Below are 15,690 nucleotides of genomic sequence, written 5' to 3'. Positions count from 1 at the left end.
TAAAAACTATCATTTTGACGTAGTAAAAAACTAACATCTTGACTTAGTAATAACACCCCAATTTGTGAAATTTATCACAAAGCTCCCGGGGCGCAACCCAACGCGAAGTCCCAAGCGGAGCCCGACGTAGCTAGAAAGAGCGAAGTCGGGCGAAGTGGGGAAACCGCCTACGCTTCTCCCCCACCCAAAACAGCATATGTCGTTGCACCTCGATTCTCTCGGCATAAACTCGCCACCCAGGGTGGCAAAGCAATCTGCGAGCTCTTGCTAAGGACGCCTTCCACGGGGCATATTTCGTCCTGAGCGGAGCCGTGAGCTAGTTGAGCGGCGGAGTCGAAGGACCTGCTTTCGCTCTGCACGACACTGCCGTTCACTTCCTTCCTGGAGTAGCGCTGCTTGCAGCGCGCCCACAATACCTCCTCTCTCCCTTGACAGAAGGGCCTACCCCGGTCGTTCTGCGAGCTCCTGCTTGCCCCGTTTCTCGCGAAGCGAGACACACGGGGAACGATAGTGAAGGATCTGCTTTTGCTGTTTAACTGTATGGCACTGGTGAAAGGAACTCAAAAGCAGATTCTTCGTCGGCCTAACGGCCTCCTCCAGAATGACCCGTCTTCGCTCAACTTCGTTGAGCTTCGACGGGCTGGCGCAGCCCGACGTAGCTAGCGAAAGCGTAGTCGGGTCACTTTGAGCACTTCACTTTCGTTCAGCATAAACTCTCGGGAAGAGTCTGCTTCGAACATGTACTCGTGCGTTGGGGACAGTGTCCTTCTACATTTAAGAATGAGGATTTATGATCTAAGTTTTCAAAATCCCAGGAATATGCAACCAGCGTTCCATTTCACTTTTTCGCAAAAGTGAAAAAGGCCCGGGCCACCGCTCACTTCTTATTCTTCACATACTTGTCAAACCATTCGATCATTTCGGCCAGCACATGAAGGACTGACTCTCTGGCTCTATAACCATGACCCTCATAAGGAAGCATGACCAGGCGGGCGGTGGCGCCGTGTCCCTTCAAGGCGTGAAAGAGCCTCTGCGACTGGAGGGGATATGTACCGGAGTTGCTGTCAATTTCGCCGTGAATGAGAAGAAGAGGTTCATTGATCTTGTCGGCATGCATGAAGGGAGAAACCTTGAAGTATGCCTCCGGGGCTTCCCAGAGGGTTCTCCGCTCGCTCTGGAACCCAAACGGTGTCAGGGTTCTGTTGTAGGCTCCGCTCTTGGCGATTCCTGCGGCAAAAAGATCGGAGTGTGCCAGCAAGTTGACTGTCATGAAGGCTCCATAACTGTGTCCGCCCACACCGACTCGCTTCGGGTCAACAATCCCCATGGCATCTAGTTTCTCTATGGCTGCTTTTGCGCTGGCCACAACCTGCTCGACAAAAGTATCATTCATTGTCTTTGGATCGCCGACTATAGGCATCTGGGCACGATCGAGGACAGCATACCCCTGAGTGAGGAGGAAAAGGCGGGAGGTCCCTCTAAGAAAGGTGAACCTATGAGGCGAACCTCTTACCTGTCCCGCAACGTCAGGGTCGCTGTATTCGAGAGGGTATGCCCAAATTACCACCGGAAGCCGTCTCCCTTTTTTGTACTCAGGAGGTAAATAGAGAGTGCCGGAGAGCTTAACTCCATCCTCCCTCGTGTGTTTTATGAGTTGCTTCTTTACACCCTTTAGCTGGGGAGCAGGGTCCTTGAAATCAGTGAGAGCTTGCCTTTTTTTGCTCTCCAAGTCGACTGAGTAGAAATTGGGGGGATCAGTTTTGGATTCGCGGCTCGTTACTATCTTATTGCGGGAATCCCCCACAAAATCATAAAAGACCTCATAGCTTTTTGCACCTGACTGAAACAACCGTTCTTTCTCCAATGTTTTGGTGTTCATCCTATCCAGAAAAGGCCTGTCGCCTTCAGGTGAAGCACCGCCCCCAGAAAGATAAATCCAGTCCCCATCCTGGAGTAGAATATGCTCTCCCGACTCAGTCGTTTTCACAATCGGATGGCCCGGGTCGTTGTAGCGATCATGCACGCTTAGGTCAAAGATTTTCTTTTCAGGTATTTCTGGCTTGTCAACGTTGATCAGATAAGTGGTCCGCCATCTTTTCTTCCAGTCATATTCTGCGATGAAAACCCGCCCTTCTTCCTCCAGCCAGGAGATTCTCGAAAATCGATGCTCGATTCTTCTGACCTCCTCTGGGTTCTCCTTGAAGGGAGCAGAAAGGGTCATGAGCTTATCCCTGTGGGGAACCTCTCTCTCCGGGTCACCATCATCCAGAGCTTCAACCCAGATAAGGGTGGCAGGCCTGAGCGGCCGCCATCTGAGAGACCTGGGGCCAGTGGGAACTCCTCTTATGGGAACTTCATCAGTCAGAGGCATATCAGCAAGAAGGTGGACAGGCTCGCCTTCATTATTCCAGATTTCAATCGAAAAGGGAAAGTAGTAGTAAGGAACACTGTGGGAATATGGCTTCTTGATTTTTTCAACAAGTAGCAGGTTCCCATCAGGTGAAGGAGACACATCCATATAGATTCCAGGAGCCCCTATCTTGCGGGCCTGCCCAGAAATCACGTCCACCACGACGATTTGGGACGTGGCATAGTAATCAAACAAATCTTCATCGTAAGAATCCTCCAGCAGGTCCTGGTATGTGCGCACCTTTGAGAACTTGCCCGCTGTTTCCTGTATATTAGGTCCCACAGGAGAAGAAGGAGATTCCGGTGGGGGCCCCCTGTCCTCCAGAACAGCATTGACGATCAGATGACGATTATCGGGCATCCACCGAAAGCCGCTAGTAAGGACCGCGTTAATGTTAGGAGCAGTGAGAGGCTTCGCTTTTCCCGATTCTGTTTCTGCTGCCCACAATTCCACTCCCTTGTCAGTGTAACGGAGGAAGGCTACCCAGCGGCCATCAAACGACCACTGAGGAAAACCCAGTTTCGCACCTTCTGGAAGAGAAATGCGCCTGGCTTTCCCATCTTCCAATCTCTTGATCACAAGCCCTGTATAGAATATCGTTTTCTGACGGCTGTTGTTCTTCGGTGTTATTCTTATCCCTGCGAGTCTTAGAAGTGGTTGAGCCAGGTACGCAATGGAAGGCATCGGTTCATATTCTACAAGGAGCATCAGCTCTGAGGTTGGGCTTATGGACGCGATGGGAGGCCGAGGAACATCAAGGATGTCTATGATCTCTTTGGGAGGTAGCTTGTAGGGCTCTTGGGCACAGACTCTTACGGCCGAGATCAAGCTGAAAACCAGTGTTAAGACAAAAACAGTTCTTTTCATGATCCCATCTCCTCAGATCGTAATATTTCTGTTGCATTTGTCCCTGGGTAATTTATGTCCAGAATCTATCCGATTTCAAGTCTTAAATATCCCACTACCATCCTCACCCCTCTCCACACTTCCATATCTGCACATGTGGGCATTTTCGAATTCTCCGGGATATGCAAATGTTGTTCCATTTCACTTTTTCGCAAAAGTGAAAAAAGGAGGACTTGGGCCCTCCTCTCTCTTGCTTCATTTTAGCTTCAATCCGTCAGCAAATTAGGAGCCTGCCCTCCGAGGCGTTAGCGAAGAAGGAGCTTGCCCTCCGAAGCTCCAGTGAACAAGAAGCCCCCACCGCGGAACCTCAGCGAAGGAGGGTCATCTTCTTGGTCTCCACAAAATCTCCGGCCTGAAGGCGGTAGAAGTAGATACCGCTAGACTGATCCTTTGCGTCCCACCGGACTCGGTAGGCGCCTGCCCGTTGTTTCTTGTCCACAAGGGTCTCCACCGGCCGTCCAGTAATGTCAAAGACTCTTAGGCTGACGGAGCAACCAACCGGCATACAATACTCTATCGATGTCAATCGGTTATACGGATTCGGTTGATTCTGGCTCAATCTGTAATCCACAATTTCCAATCTGCGATTCGATTCTTCTTCGACACCCACCGGTGAGACCCCGAATATGAGTTTATGCCCACAGTCGTTGGAGGTATCTACGTCATTCGAAACGTAGGCGCAGACGATCATCATGTAGCTGATAGAATCAATTGATGGCACCTGCCAATCCTTGAATGTGACCTGCACTGGGGAGTTCGGGGCTACACCTTCTAACCGAACCTCATCCTGGTAGCCGTCAATGAAGACGACAACATCCAACGTATCAATGAGATTCCCAAAGTTCCGAACAGTCGCTTTGATGGAATAAACAGAGTCGGGAAAAACTGTATCCCCCGGGGAATCAATCGATACAAATCCAGCATCATGGAATCTGTGGATGTAGCTGAAGATGACCTTGTCCTTGCAGTCGTTTGTGGTGTCACGATCATAGACGACACTGGTACAGACCTGCAGAAAGTTGTTTGTAGAATCGCTCCGAGGTACCTGCCAATCCCTGAAGGTTACCTGGACCGAGGAATATGGTCCAAGATCTTGCACCTCAACTGTGTCGAAATAAGCACCCATCCTGGCCACTACCCCAGTCGTAACAGGGTTAGGTCCAAAGTTCCTGATAGTCGCAATGACCGGATAGATGGAATCGCAGAATACTGTGTCTCCAGGCGAGTCAAGACTGAGCACCCCTCCATCTCTCTCCACGAATCCGTTCCCGTCTGTCTTGACAAGATAAGGATCTCCGAAAGTGCCTCCTGCGATCACGTATCCACCGTCATTGACCTGCCGAACAGAGTAGCCACAAGACCAAGGATGGCCGTAGGTTCTAGTCCACAGGGTGTCTCCCAAGGAGTCAGTTCTCACCAGGTAAACGTACTGTTCTATGGCTGCATCACCGAACCGTATGAATCCTGTGACTATGTACCCGCCATCCGAAGTTTGCTGGGCAGAGTAGGCCCTGTCTCGTCCAGTTCCGCCAAAGGTTCTAGTCCAGAGAGTGTCGCCCAAGGAATCCGTCTTAATGAGATAGAGATAGCCCCAGCCCGCGTTGGCGTCTCCTGTCTCGCCCGCAATTATGTACCCACCGTCATCGGTCTGCTCCACACTGCGACCCCTATCCCAGGCATTTGTGCCGTAAGTCCTCGTCCAGAGCGTTTCTCCCTCAGAGTCTGTCCTGATGAGATACACATTATCCAAGATTGGCTCCACCGTTGAGAATATGCGTCCGGCGATTACATAATCCCCGTTTTCGATCTCTATAATAGAGTGAGCCTCAGCCGTAGAGACGCCACCATAGATCTTTGTCCACACGCTATCCCCCAACGAGTCAGTCTTTATGAGGTAGATGTGCATATCTGGGCGAAGTGTCATCCCGGCAATGACGTAACCGCCGTCCGAGGTCTGCTTAACGGAGTGTCCCTCATCGCTATATGTGCCACCGTAGGTCCTTGTCCAGACAGTATCGCCCGAAGAGTCTGTCTTTATGAGGTAAACGTCAGACCCGCCCGCGCCGAAGGACCACGTCTCTCCTGTGATGATATATCCCCTATCACGCGTCTGTTCGACCCAGTAGCCCCTATCACTAGACCCCCCGCCATATCTCCGATTCCAGATCGCGACTCCTAGAGAGTCTGTCTTTATGAGGTAAACGTCACCGGCGCCATATCCTGCAACGATATATCCGCCCTCCTCGGTCTGCCGCACACAGTAACCTCTGCTCCCTCCGGATACGTAGAAGATCTTTTCAAAGGTGATCTCAGCAAGACATGACACCGGAAGGAGGAGAGCAAGGAGAAGAATCCCTAAGAACGGCCACGCGCAAGAACTGTCTCTATGCCTATCCATTTCTCTTTGTCCCAAATAACTACATAGCTTGGCCACTAGTGAACAACCGTCATCTTCTTCATGTCCACGAAGTTCCCGGCCTGAAGACGGTAGAAATAGATACCAGCCGGCCTGTCCTTTGCCTGCCACCTTATTCGGTAAGTCCCCGACTCCTGGTTTTCATCTACAAGAATCTCAATCAGTCTCCCGGCCATGTCATAGACCTTTAGACTTACAGGGACAGCCGCAGGCAGGGAATAGCCCATTACAGTCGAACCACGAAGCGGATTCGGGTCATTCTGTTCCAATCTGTAATCTGCAGCCTGTAATCCGTGCTTAACTCCCTCTTGCATTCCAATCAGATTGTAGGCAAAGATTGACTTGTAGCTGCAGTCGTTACTGGTATCACTATCATGAGGAAGTACAGTGCAGATCGCCATCCTGTAGGTAGTAGAGTCGGCCAGAGGGACCTGCCAATCCCTGAACGTCACCTGAATTGTTGAACCTACCGCAAGACCTTCCACGCTGATTCTATCGTCATATCCATCGATAAAAGCGACCACGTCGAAGTCTATGGCTATGTTCCCGAAGTTCTGTACGGTCGCAATAACCGGGTAAAGTGAGTCTATAAAGACCGTATCCCCTGGGGAATCAACAGAGACTACTCCCGCATCCCGGTATGTCACATGATAGGCAAAGATAGATTTCGACCGACAGTCATTGCTTGTGTCCCAATCCTGAGGAACCGCAGTGCACACAACCATCTCATAGATCGTAGAGTCGGTGGGAGGTACGTGCCAATCCTTGAACACGACCTCCACTGAGGAATCCGGAGGAAGATCTTCCACTTGAACGGTGTCCTCGTAACCGTCCGACGACAACGAGTCGATACGTGCAATCACATCAAAGGTTACGGAAGTAACACCAAAGTTCCTAACAGTTGCCACAACAGCACAGATTGAGTCCGACAACACTGTGTCCCCGGGAGCATCCAGAGTCACGACCCCCGCATCCGTCCTCAGTCCTCCCTCCTCATCTGTCTTTATAAGATATGCACCGCAGTCCTTGTCTCCTACAATTACATACCCGCCGTCAGAGGTTTGCTGGGCACAGAAACCGTCGGTCCATGAACTACCCCCATACAGCCTTGTCCATAGAATGTAACCCAATGAGTCTGTCTTTACAAGGTAAGCGCGATAGCCCGGAGTAAATGAATCCGTCCTTCCCGCAAGGATGTACCCCCCATCCGAAGTCTGCTGGACCGAGTAAGCGTAATCACGACCGGTACCACCGTAGGTTCTTGTCCACAGACTCTCACCCAACGAGTTTGTCTTAACCAAATACATGTCTTCGCCGGTCACCCCTCCGATTACATACCCGCTATCCAAGGTCTCCCAGACAGAGTAACCTGTGCCAGTTCCGTACGTCCTTGCCCAGAGACTGTCACCATGATGGTCGGCCTTCACCAGGTAGACTTGATCATCTTTGTATCCAGCCATGACATATCCTTCGTCCCAGGTCTGCAGGACGGAAAAACCTATATCGCCGTAGTCCCTTGCCCAGAGCAGGTTCCCCACCGCATCGGTCATCAAAAGATAACCCCCCGCAGCGATATACCCGCCGCCCGACGTCTGCCGAACAGAGCGAACGCTACTGCCGTATCCTCTAGTCCAGACCTCTCGGCCTACAGCGTCTGTCTTTGTCATACCAAACATGGTGCCAACGATATATCCACCGTCAAAGGTCTGCTGGACAGAGTTAGCGACATTGTCAAAAAGAGGCTTGATAGCCTGCCACCATCGTCTATTCCCCAGAGAGTCTGTCTTGAACAAGAGCGGGCCGATGTCGCCGAACAGTCCATACTGCCAGAATCCTGCAACTACGTAACCGCCGTCTGAAGTCTGCTGGACAGCTCGGCCGAAGTAACAGTCAATGTCCTCCCCGTATGTCTTCTCAAATGTGATTACACCCGGGGAGGCAACCGGCAGAACAAATGCAGACAGAAAAATCCCAGCCAGAAGAAGTACTACAAGGTAAGTTCTTCTCACAATTCCCCCAAGTTATCCATTTCTCCCACGAAACAGCACCCTATCGCCCCAACCAAACAGATACTGCCAGATTCCCGGAATTCTGTCAACCCTTTTTCGACACCGGGCCTTGCACAAGCCCTCCAAACGAGATCCGAATAGTTCTCATCAACCGTTTCCACATTCTCACATTCGCGCATTTGCACACTTGCGCATTTTCGAATTCCCGGGAATATGCAAATGCTGTTCTATTTCACTTTTGCGCAAAACCGAAATAGAACAATGCGGCTTCTTGTGCCCTTCGGCCACCTACAAGCCCCTTGAGCGAAGGCTCCCATTTCACTTTTGCGCAAAAGTGAAATAGACAGTGCTTAGGGCTGAGCACTGTCTATGACACCTCTGTTTATGGCAGTGGGTGGAAAAGCGACTATTCCAGTTTCAGGAGTCTGGTCGTTGGGTCGTAGATCCTGAGCGAAGTCGAAGGGGAATGGGTGTCGGCCTTTAGTTTCAGGAAGTAGATGCCGGCGGGATGGTTGTTGGCGGTCCAGATTGTGTTGCCGTTTGAGAGTGGGAGTTTAGTTACTAGTCTGCCGGCTACATCGTACACACCCACAACATGATCGAGCAAAGGATCAACGTTCAAGAGTTCAATTGTTGTGGAGTGGCGGAATGGGCTGGGGAAAGCGCGGATTGACGGCCGTTTGCCTGCGGCGCGATGCATTGCGGTCACATTTTGAGACCCCATCCGCCATCGCAATTGTAAATGTCGGGAAGTCAACCATTCTCTTCAGACCCGGACTGGGCGGTTTGACTCTTATGCGCCGCTCAATTCCTACCTTGGTGACCAACAAGGACTGCTACAAACCCGATCCCCACGGGTCAGCGGGTGCTGGTCGGTGCCATCGGCATTCATAACCCAGATCTGAGCTATCCCACTTCTGTCAGACACAAAGGCTATTTGTGTTCCGTCGGGTGACCAGCTAGGCTGTACATCTTTAGAACGCTCAGTAGTAAGCCTCCTCACGTTGTCTCCACTAATGTCCATCACGTATATGTCGAAATTGCCCGTTTCTCGGGTGACTACTTGCCCGGCTCCGTCGAAATGCTCGGGTGTCGGCACAGTGTTCTGCGTAGCTGCATACGGAGTTCTCTCAGACACGTAGCAGATGTATCGTCCATCAGGAGATAAGACCGGCTCATAGTCGGGGAAAAAGTCATCCGTCAGGACTTTGAAATCTGACCCATCCGTGTTGGCGAGGCTCACTTCTTTCATCTTCCGGGCCATATCATTAGCTTTTGCTCTTCTGACTACCGGAGGCAAATGTTGAGGAATTGCGGAAGATATTACACTGTCAATGCGCTTCCCATTCTGAGAAATGAAGACGACAGCAAGTCCATCGGCAGACGCCGAAGGGTCCGATATTGGCTGTATGAATCCGCCACACTTATAGGTGAGTCCCAAATCTCTTAAGTCGAACAGCTTTTCGATCGTCTGTCCAGTCTGGCTAGCTTGGTAGAGAGAACCGCCTCTTTGAAAAAACAAGGTCTTGTTAGGTCCAGAGGAAATGCTTTCAAAGAAGTTGATCTTCCAGAAACCTATATCCTTGCGTTCTAGATCCGCTCTGATGACGCGCCGCTCACTGCCGGTCGCCAGATTCTTCAAGTATATGTCTTTCTCCGGTTCCTCAATTCTCCCTCTATGCCTCAAGAAAACAATGTTCTCCCCATCGGAAAGCCAGATGGGAGCCACCTCTTCGTGACGGTTATCTGTTATCAGTATCGGAGGAGTATCTCCGCTGGACGTTATTAAGAATATTTCTTTGTAGTCCTTAGAAGTAGTCCAGCCTGTGTGCCGCTGATATGCGGTGAAAAGTATCGTGTCCTTGAGATCAAAGCCTTCGGGAAGCCCCTTGCTGTGGCAGCCAATTGCCAATGCCGACAGGAGGAGGATGCAGGACCGGAGCAACAATGACCTTCTTTCTACCATGTTATCTCCTTGACTGCGACATCTAGCAACTCGTCCCACCCACGGCCACCATAGCTCTTCCTAAACCCGGCCTGAGCCAGCGAGGAGCCGGCAACGAGGGATGCAAGGAGCAAAATCGCTCCGAAGAGGCACCTGCCTTGAGTACGTCTCTTCATGATGATTGCCTGAACGTGTCCAGACCCCTTGCGAAATGGCGCACTGTTGCTCTAATCGAGGGAATGCGGTCAGGCTCACAGATACCTGTCAGTTCTTCTCTCAATGCTGGGAATAAAGGTTTCATCTTTCGACGCTCTGCATCCGCCCGCAATCTGCTTCCCAAGAGACACCCGAGTAATTTATATCAAGGAAGGGTGGTTGTGTCAAGCCCATCAGCCGCCCAAATCCTGAATCTTGTGCATCCCTCTCCTTTTATTCCTCCCCCTTGTCAAAGGGGAGGAAAGAATTGGGGTTCCGATATTGAGCGGGGAGCGTGAACATTCCAATGCTTGCGGCGAGCAAAGCAGCTTCCATAAGCTCTCTTTTCTGACAGAAACCCTGTGGCCCAAACGGGGCTGTGGTCTACGGTGTGGTCTTCCCTGGCTGCCCTGTTGGTTTCCTAATTCTTTTTTGCGCCATTCCCGACAAGCAAGCCCAGCTCAGCGTGCTGTTCGTCGGGTGTCTTGATCTCTCTTTCGTAAATGCTCAGTCCCCTGTATTTATTCGACCAGGGGGGGCGTGGATCGACCACCGTGCTCCAGAGTTTAGTAACGTCGTAATCTGACAATAAAATTCTTCCCATACTTTCCTATCCATTCAAAGGTTAATAACGAGCCACATTCTTGCTTAGTTTCGCGGACTGACTTCTATGCCATTCCTGTATATAACAAGAAGCATGCCAAGCGAAGGCCAGTGTCGGCTAATATCATGTTTGACAATAAGTTATCGTGATATCCGGGAGGCCAGGCCAGGGCCAATAAGGCCCTTTTTCTGTGGCGTTTCGGGGCAATTTAGGACCTCATAGATAAGTAGTTGAATCTAATAAGCTTAACACGACAATAAGTGCCGCAATCTGTTGCAGTAACCGCAACGCGGAACCACCAAAACCACGAGATTAGACGAGATTAACACAGATTCAAAACACATCCTCATGGCTGAACCCGAACGAGAAAAATAATCTTGTGAAAATCTGTGTAATCTGTGGTTACAGGAGTTTTCGCATGGTGGGATAGGCAAAATGTCAAGTCGAAGATCCTTCGGGTTTTGGGAGGGCACCGTCCCCAGAGCACAAGATTAACGCAGGCAGCGATGATCCTATGACAAAGCCATAAATAAAGAATCTTGTGAAAATCCTTGTCCTTCGTAGCTCGAAAGCGTCAGTCCTACATAGCCAAATATGGCGAAGTAGGAAGCGAAGGAGGGTGTGAAATCTGCGGTTCCAGAATTTGACTTTTGAGGCCGCTCCCGATTTCTCAGGAATTTGGGACTTGACAATGTGGGATTGGTGTATTAGTCTTAAATAGAAAGAGCCCCGGGTTTGGACGCCGCCATCAAACGACCAATGGGGTCTTTTTTGCTACGGAAGCATCATGCGCCAGACAGTGGAGAAAACTCTAGTCGCCTTCGATTGTGATGGAGTGATATTCGATCACATAGGCGAAGATTTTTTGTGTGCCTACAACGCTTTGCTCACCCTTTTCCCCGAGACGAAAGTTCCGGGTCTTCCATCCAGAAATCTCGGCCTCGAAGACATAGCGCAGGTTAGACATGAAAGCGTGCTTTTCGCAAGGTTCCGTTCACTAGCAGGGTTTTGCCTTAGAGCAGAGGAATACTATACAGTTCTTGACCTCTCTTTGACTCGAGATGGGAACGGGGTATCCATTGGCGAGAAGGAGTTCCAGGAGGCTGGAAAGAACGCGCAGGAACTACATCACCAGTTCAGAGAAGAATTCTACAAGGCCAGGTCTCTTCTCCAGGAGCAGGCACTGGAAAGGTGGGCTGAAATCATTCCCATATACCCCGGAGTTTTTGAAGCAATAAGCGGACTCGCCTCCAGACCCGGGACAATTGTTGCCGCGGCAACCGGCAGAGACCGGAGTTCGACTGTCAGGCTTCTCGCTCATAACCGGATCGGCCGCCTATTTGAACACATAGCAGCAAGAGAAAACGGAGATACGAAGCTTGAGCAACTCACATACCTTTCCGACCTCACCTCTGTGCCCCTTGAGCGGATGGTGTATGTCGATGACAAGCTCACCAACCTGCAGGAAATCAAGGGTCAGGTCATACCAGCACTTCCGGACTGGGGTCTGACTTCCCCTCAAGACATTGAGAAAGGAAGGCAGGCCGGGTTCGAGATAGTAAGGCTGCCCACTCTCTACCAGCAGATAGACAGACTTCTAACCAGACTCACAGTATAGCAAAAAGGAATCAGCTCCAGGGACAGAATTCTAACCTATGGCCCATGTACAGGTCGGCGAACCTGCTCGAGACGGCCTTCTACATAGCGCAGGTAGATTGCACCGGGCTCCCCAACTTCCATGTGTTCTTCATCGATGTTGATGACCTGCAGGTCCTTCTTCCCTGAAATCAATCTCGCCGCTGCGCCCGTGCCTCCTCTGAATACATAAGCACCTTTGTAGTTGTCGGGAAGACCCTGGACATACAGCTTGCGGACACCTGGATTCTTGGTAATGTAGCCAGCAAGCTGGCCGGTGATTTTTTCAGAGATTTCTGAAGCGCGAATCCACCTGCTCGAATCCACAAAACCCACCGTAAAAAAATAAATGCATACGGCAGAAGCAGCAAGAATAGCCGGAGCCTTTTTCAGTCTCAGAATAATAACTCCACTCATCATGGCAAACCCAACAGACGGAAGATAGGTAACCCGCTCCCCCGTTCCCACCAGAAAAATGACGGCAAGCATGGAACACAGCACCCAGGCTGCACCAAACTTGACCGCTCTCCCACCTCTCCAGAACATAATTCCGAAACAGGCCAAGGAAACCACAACAAGAATTGCGGCCAATGGGTGGGACGACAGAACCTCCAGGGCCGCACTCGACCCTTTACCGTGGGCATTCCAGGTTGCGAGCAACTCTCGAAAGTTTAGCCTGAAGAACATCGAGCTTATTATGAAAGCTACATTCTTAGCTACATTCATCCCAAGCCTCATGGCGTACGCACCGGTTCCCTTCACAACCATCAATGAGGGAATCCTCAGAACAAGGTATGCAAGAGAAATCACGAAATATGCGACAGTCTTGCGCAGACGGACCGGCTTTGAACTAGCCCAGAGCCATAGAAGAAGAAACAACGGCAGGACCACGGCCGCTTCTTGACTCAGCAGGGCCAGAACAAAGAGAGCGAGACTCCAGATTCTCCTGCCCTTCCCTCCATAGTCAAAGAGAATCAGGGCACCCAGCAAGAATCCCGCAGTGAGAAGATGATTTAGACACGCTACCCAAATGACTGGCTCCACATGCATGAAATGAAAAGTGAAGATTGCCCCACACAAAAACCCCTTGGCTATGCTTCTTGTGAGCCTGAACCCAAGCCACATGACCAACACGCTGTTTCCAATCTGGATAAGCAGGTTGAGAACGTTGAAAGGGACTGGGGAGAAGCCAAATGCTTTGAACATCAGTCTGTAAACGGTCAACGGCACGGGCCGATAAAGCCCAATTCTGATATCGAACAATCCGGATAAACTGAATCGGGTGGCCCTCTCTATCTGCGCGAAGTCATCTGATAAGAAAAAGTGGGGAAGAGTTCTTCCAAAGAGAAGAAGATTCCCCAGAACGATTGCCACTATAGAGAGAACAACTAACTCTTTTTTGTTAATCTCTTGAACTCCTCCTCATCAACTATCTTTACGCCAAGGGCTTTTGCCTTATCCAGCTTGGACCCTGGATTCTCGCCTGCAACACAATAGTCGGTCTTTCTCGAAACGCTCGCAGAGAGCTTTCCACCCAGGGATACTATCAGATCCCCAGCCTGCTCCCGAGTGTACCTGGACAATGCCCCGGTCAAAACGAATGTCTTGTTCTTGAGCGGCAGCCGCCCCTTTCTCTTTCTCTTCTGAGAAAGCTTCAGTCCAGCCCTTCTCAACTTTCCAATCACTTTCAGGTTCGCTTCATCCTGAAAGAACTTGACCACAGACTCGGCAATTATTGGTCCGATGCCTCCTATGGATGAGATCTCCTCTGCTGTCGACCTGGCAAGCTCGGCAATTGATGAGAACCTGGAAGCCAGAAGTCTGGCAGCATGAAAGCCCACCTGCCTTATCCCAAGTGCAAAGAGTACTCTGTCAAAAGGTCTCTCTTTCGAGTCGCTTATCGCACTTATGAGATTCGGTGCAGATTTCTTTCCCATTCTTTCCAATGACTCTATCTGTTCTGCTTTGAGAGAGTAGAGGTCACCGTAGTCTTTGACCAGTCCTGCGCTCACAAGCTGGTCAACGACCACCGTGCCAAGGCCCGTAATGTCCATCGCACTCCGGCATGCAAAATACTCGATTCTCCTGCGTACCTGCATGGGGCATGAGACGTTTTCGCACCTAATGGCCGCTTCACCCTCATATCTTGCCAGAGGCGAACTGCAGATGGGACACTTGGCGGGTGTTCTGGCAGGCTTCGATTTCCTGGGCCTCTTTTCTGCCACAACCTTCACCACCTTCGGTATGACTTCCCCACCCTTCTCAATGATTACCGTATCACCTTCCCTGACGTCCAACCTCTTTATCTCATCTGCGTTGTGCAAGGTTGCCCTGCCTATGGTTGACCCCGAAAGGGAGACAGGTTTCAGAATTGCAATGGGTGTGACCACTCCTGTCCTCCCCACAGACCACTTAATCTCATCCACTACGGTTGTCGCCTGCCGTGCAGGATACTTATAGGCGATCGCCCATCTTGGAACGCTGGTCGTTTCCCCCAGTACCTCCCGGTACTCGAATGAGTCAATCTTAACGACTATCCCGTCCACCTCATAATCAAGGCCGTCCCTGTTGGGCTCCCAATCATCGCAGAACCGCAAGACCTCTTCTACGTTCTCTAATAGCCTGTTGTGAGGATTTATCCTGAATCCCGCTTCCTTCAATATCTGGAGCGTGTCATAGTGGCTTCCAAATCTTTCAGAAGGAGGTTTGGCGATAGAATGTACAAAAATGTTCAGGCGGCGCTTCGCCACGATTCTCGGATTGAGCTGTTTCAGTGAACCAGCGGCAGCGTTTCTTGGATTGGCAAAGAGGTTCTGGCCCTCTTCTTCTCTCTCAGCGTTCAGTCTCTGAAAACCTGCTCTTGATATATACACCTCCCCTCTCACTTCGATGTTCAGAAGATCCTTGTCATCTGTGAGAATGTGCAGGGGGATTGAGTTTATTGTCTTTAGATTGGCTGTGATGTCGTCCCCAACAACGCCGTTACCCCTCGTCGAACCAAGAACAAAGATGCCATTCTCGTATTTCAGGCTGACTGCTACGCCGTCGACTTTAGGCTCTGCGACATATCGGTAAGAGACCTTCTCAAGGGTTTTCTTCACCCTCCCGTCAAAATCTCTCAACTCATCGTGTGAATATGTGTTGTCGAGACTGAGCATAGGAACCTTGTGCTCAACAGGAGGGAACCCCTCTGTCGGCTGGCCACCCACCCTCTGAGTTGGTGAATCTGGAGTGATCAGCTCGGGCTGGTTCTTCTCCAGCTCTTTCAACTCCCTCATCAGTGTATCATATTCAACATCGCTGATCACCGGGTCATTGAGGACGTAGTACCGGTAGTCATGGTAGTTTATCTGCCTGCGCAGCTCCTCTGCCTTCTTCTGTAGATCCTTTTTGGACACGATAAAACTATTATAGCTCGATACCCAACAGGTACAAAGTACAAAATGCAAAGTACAAGGTCCTTAAGGCGCGTGTCGCCTTTTGTCTTTTGTACTCTGTACTCCGTACTTTGTACTTTGTAAGATGTACTTGGTACCTATGTAAAAAGGGCGGCCCGTTCGAACCGCCCTT

General features: G+C 50.6%; 9 protein-coding genes. 1 reads left to right on the top strand and 8 read right to left on the bottom strand.

Annotated elements, in window-relative coordinates; translation table 11 throughout:
- Positions 1 to 877: 877 nt before the first annotated feature.
- The 6 genes from E3J62_01655 to E3J62_01630 form a co-directional block, all read right to left on the bottom strand.
- Positions 878 to 3,277 carry a S9 family peptidase gene (locus tag E3J62_01655; protein ID TET47414.1) on the bottom strand — a complete coding sequence of 800 codons (2,400 nt, stop codon included), beginning with the start codon at positions 3,275 to 3,277 and terminating at the stop codon, positions 878 to 880.
- A gap of 346 nt (positions 3,278 to 3,623) precedes the next feature.
- Entirely contained in the window at positions 3,624 to 5,714 is a 2,091-nt protein-coding gene (locus E3J62_01650) for a T9SS type A sorting domain-containing protein (protein ID TET47413.1), read from the bottom strand.
- 35 nt (positions 5,715 to 5,749) lie between these two features.
- Positions 5,750 to 7,741, bottom strand: coding sequence for a T9SS type A sorting domain-containing protein (locus E3J62_01645; GenBank protein ID TET47412.1), 1,992 nt, complete (start codon positions 7,739 to 7,741; stop codon positions 5,750 to 5,752).
- Positions 7,742 to 8,147: 406 nt separating this feature from the next.
- Positions 8,148 to 8,465 carry a T9SS type A sorting domain-containing protein gene (locus E3J62_01640; protein TET47411.1) on the bottom strand — a complete coding sequence of 106 codons (318 nt, stop codon included), beginning with the start codon at positions 8,463 to 8,465 and terminating at the stop codon, positions 8,148 to 8,150.
- A gap of 87 nt (positions 8,466 to 8,552) precedes the next feature.
- Positions 8,553 to 9,707, bottom strand: coding sequence for a hypothetical protein (locus E3J62_01635; GenBank protein ID TET47410.1), 1,155 nt, complete (start codon positions 9,705 to 9,707; stop codon positions 8,553 to 8,555).
- A gap of 595 nt (positions 9,708 to 10,302) precedes the next feature.
- Positions 10,303 to 10,485, bottom strand: a complete 183-nt coding sequence (locus tag E3J62_01630) for a hypothetical protein (protein ID TET47409.1) — start codon at positions 10,483 to 10,485, stop codon at positions 10,303 to 10,305.
- Positions 10,486 to 11,272: 787 nt separating this feature from the next.
- Here E3J62_01630 and E3J62_01625 point away from each other — a divergent pair.
- Positions 11,273 to 12,103: a hypothetical protein gene (locus tag E3J62_01625; GenBank protein ID TET47408.1), complete on the top strand. Its 831-nt coding sequence runs from the start codon at positions 11,273 to 11,275 to the stop codon at positions 12,101 to 12,103.
- A 35-nt stretch (positions 12,104 to 12,138) separates the two neighbouring features.
- On the opposite strand, the gene E3J62_01620 is transcribed toward E3J62_01625, so the two are convergent.
- Entirely contained in the window at positions 12,139 to 13,494 is a 1,356-nt protein-coding gene (locus tag E3J62_01620; protein ID TET47407.1) for a hypothetical protein, read from the bottom strand.
- Positions 13,495 to 13,508: 14 nt separating this feature from the next.
- Complete coding sequence (gene ligA / locus E3J62_01615; GenBank protein TET47415.1) at positions 13,509 to 15,521, bottom strand: NAD-dependent DNA ligase LigA; 2,013 nt, start codon at positions 15,519 to 15,521, stop codon at positions 13,509 to 13,511.
- Between the last annotated feature and the right edge of the window lie 169 nt (positions 15,522 to 15,690).

This window comes from candidate division TA06 bacterium (assembly GCA_004376575.1).
Lineage (GTDB): Bacteria > Hydrothermota > DG-26 > E44-bin18 > E44-bin18 > E44-bin18.
Note: the sequence above shows the minus strand (reverse complement) of the source record. Positions and strands in the feature narration are given on the sequence as shown.

Coding starts and splice junctions, on each gene's coding strand:
- E3J62_01655 (TET47414.1), bottom strand. CDS start 3,277: ATGAAAAGAACTGTTTTTGTCTTAACACTGGTTTTCAGCTTGATCTCG.
- E3J62_01650 (TET47413.1), bottom strand. CDS start 5,714: ATGGATAGGCATAGAGACAGTTCTTGCGCGTGGCCGTTCTTAGGGATT.
- E3J62_01640 (TET47411.1), bottom strand. CDS start 8,465: ATGGGGTCTCAAAATGTGACCGCAATGCATCGCGCCGCAGGCAAACGG.
- E3J62_01635 (TET47410.1), bottom strand. CDS start 9,707: ATGGTAGAAAGAAGGTCATTGTTGCTCCGGTCCTGCATCCTCCTCCTG.
- E3J62_01630 (TET47409.1), bottom strand. CDS start 10,485: ATGGGAAGAATTTTATTGTCAGATTACGACGTTACTAAACTCTGGAGC.
- E3J62_01625 (TET47408.1), top strand. CDS start 11,273: ATGCGCCAGACAGTGGAGAAAACTCTAGTCGCCTTCGATTGTGATGGA.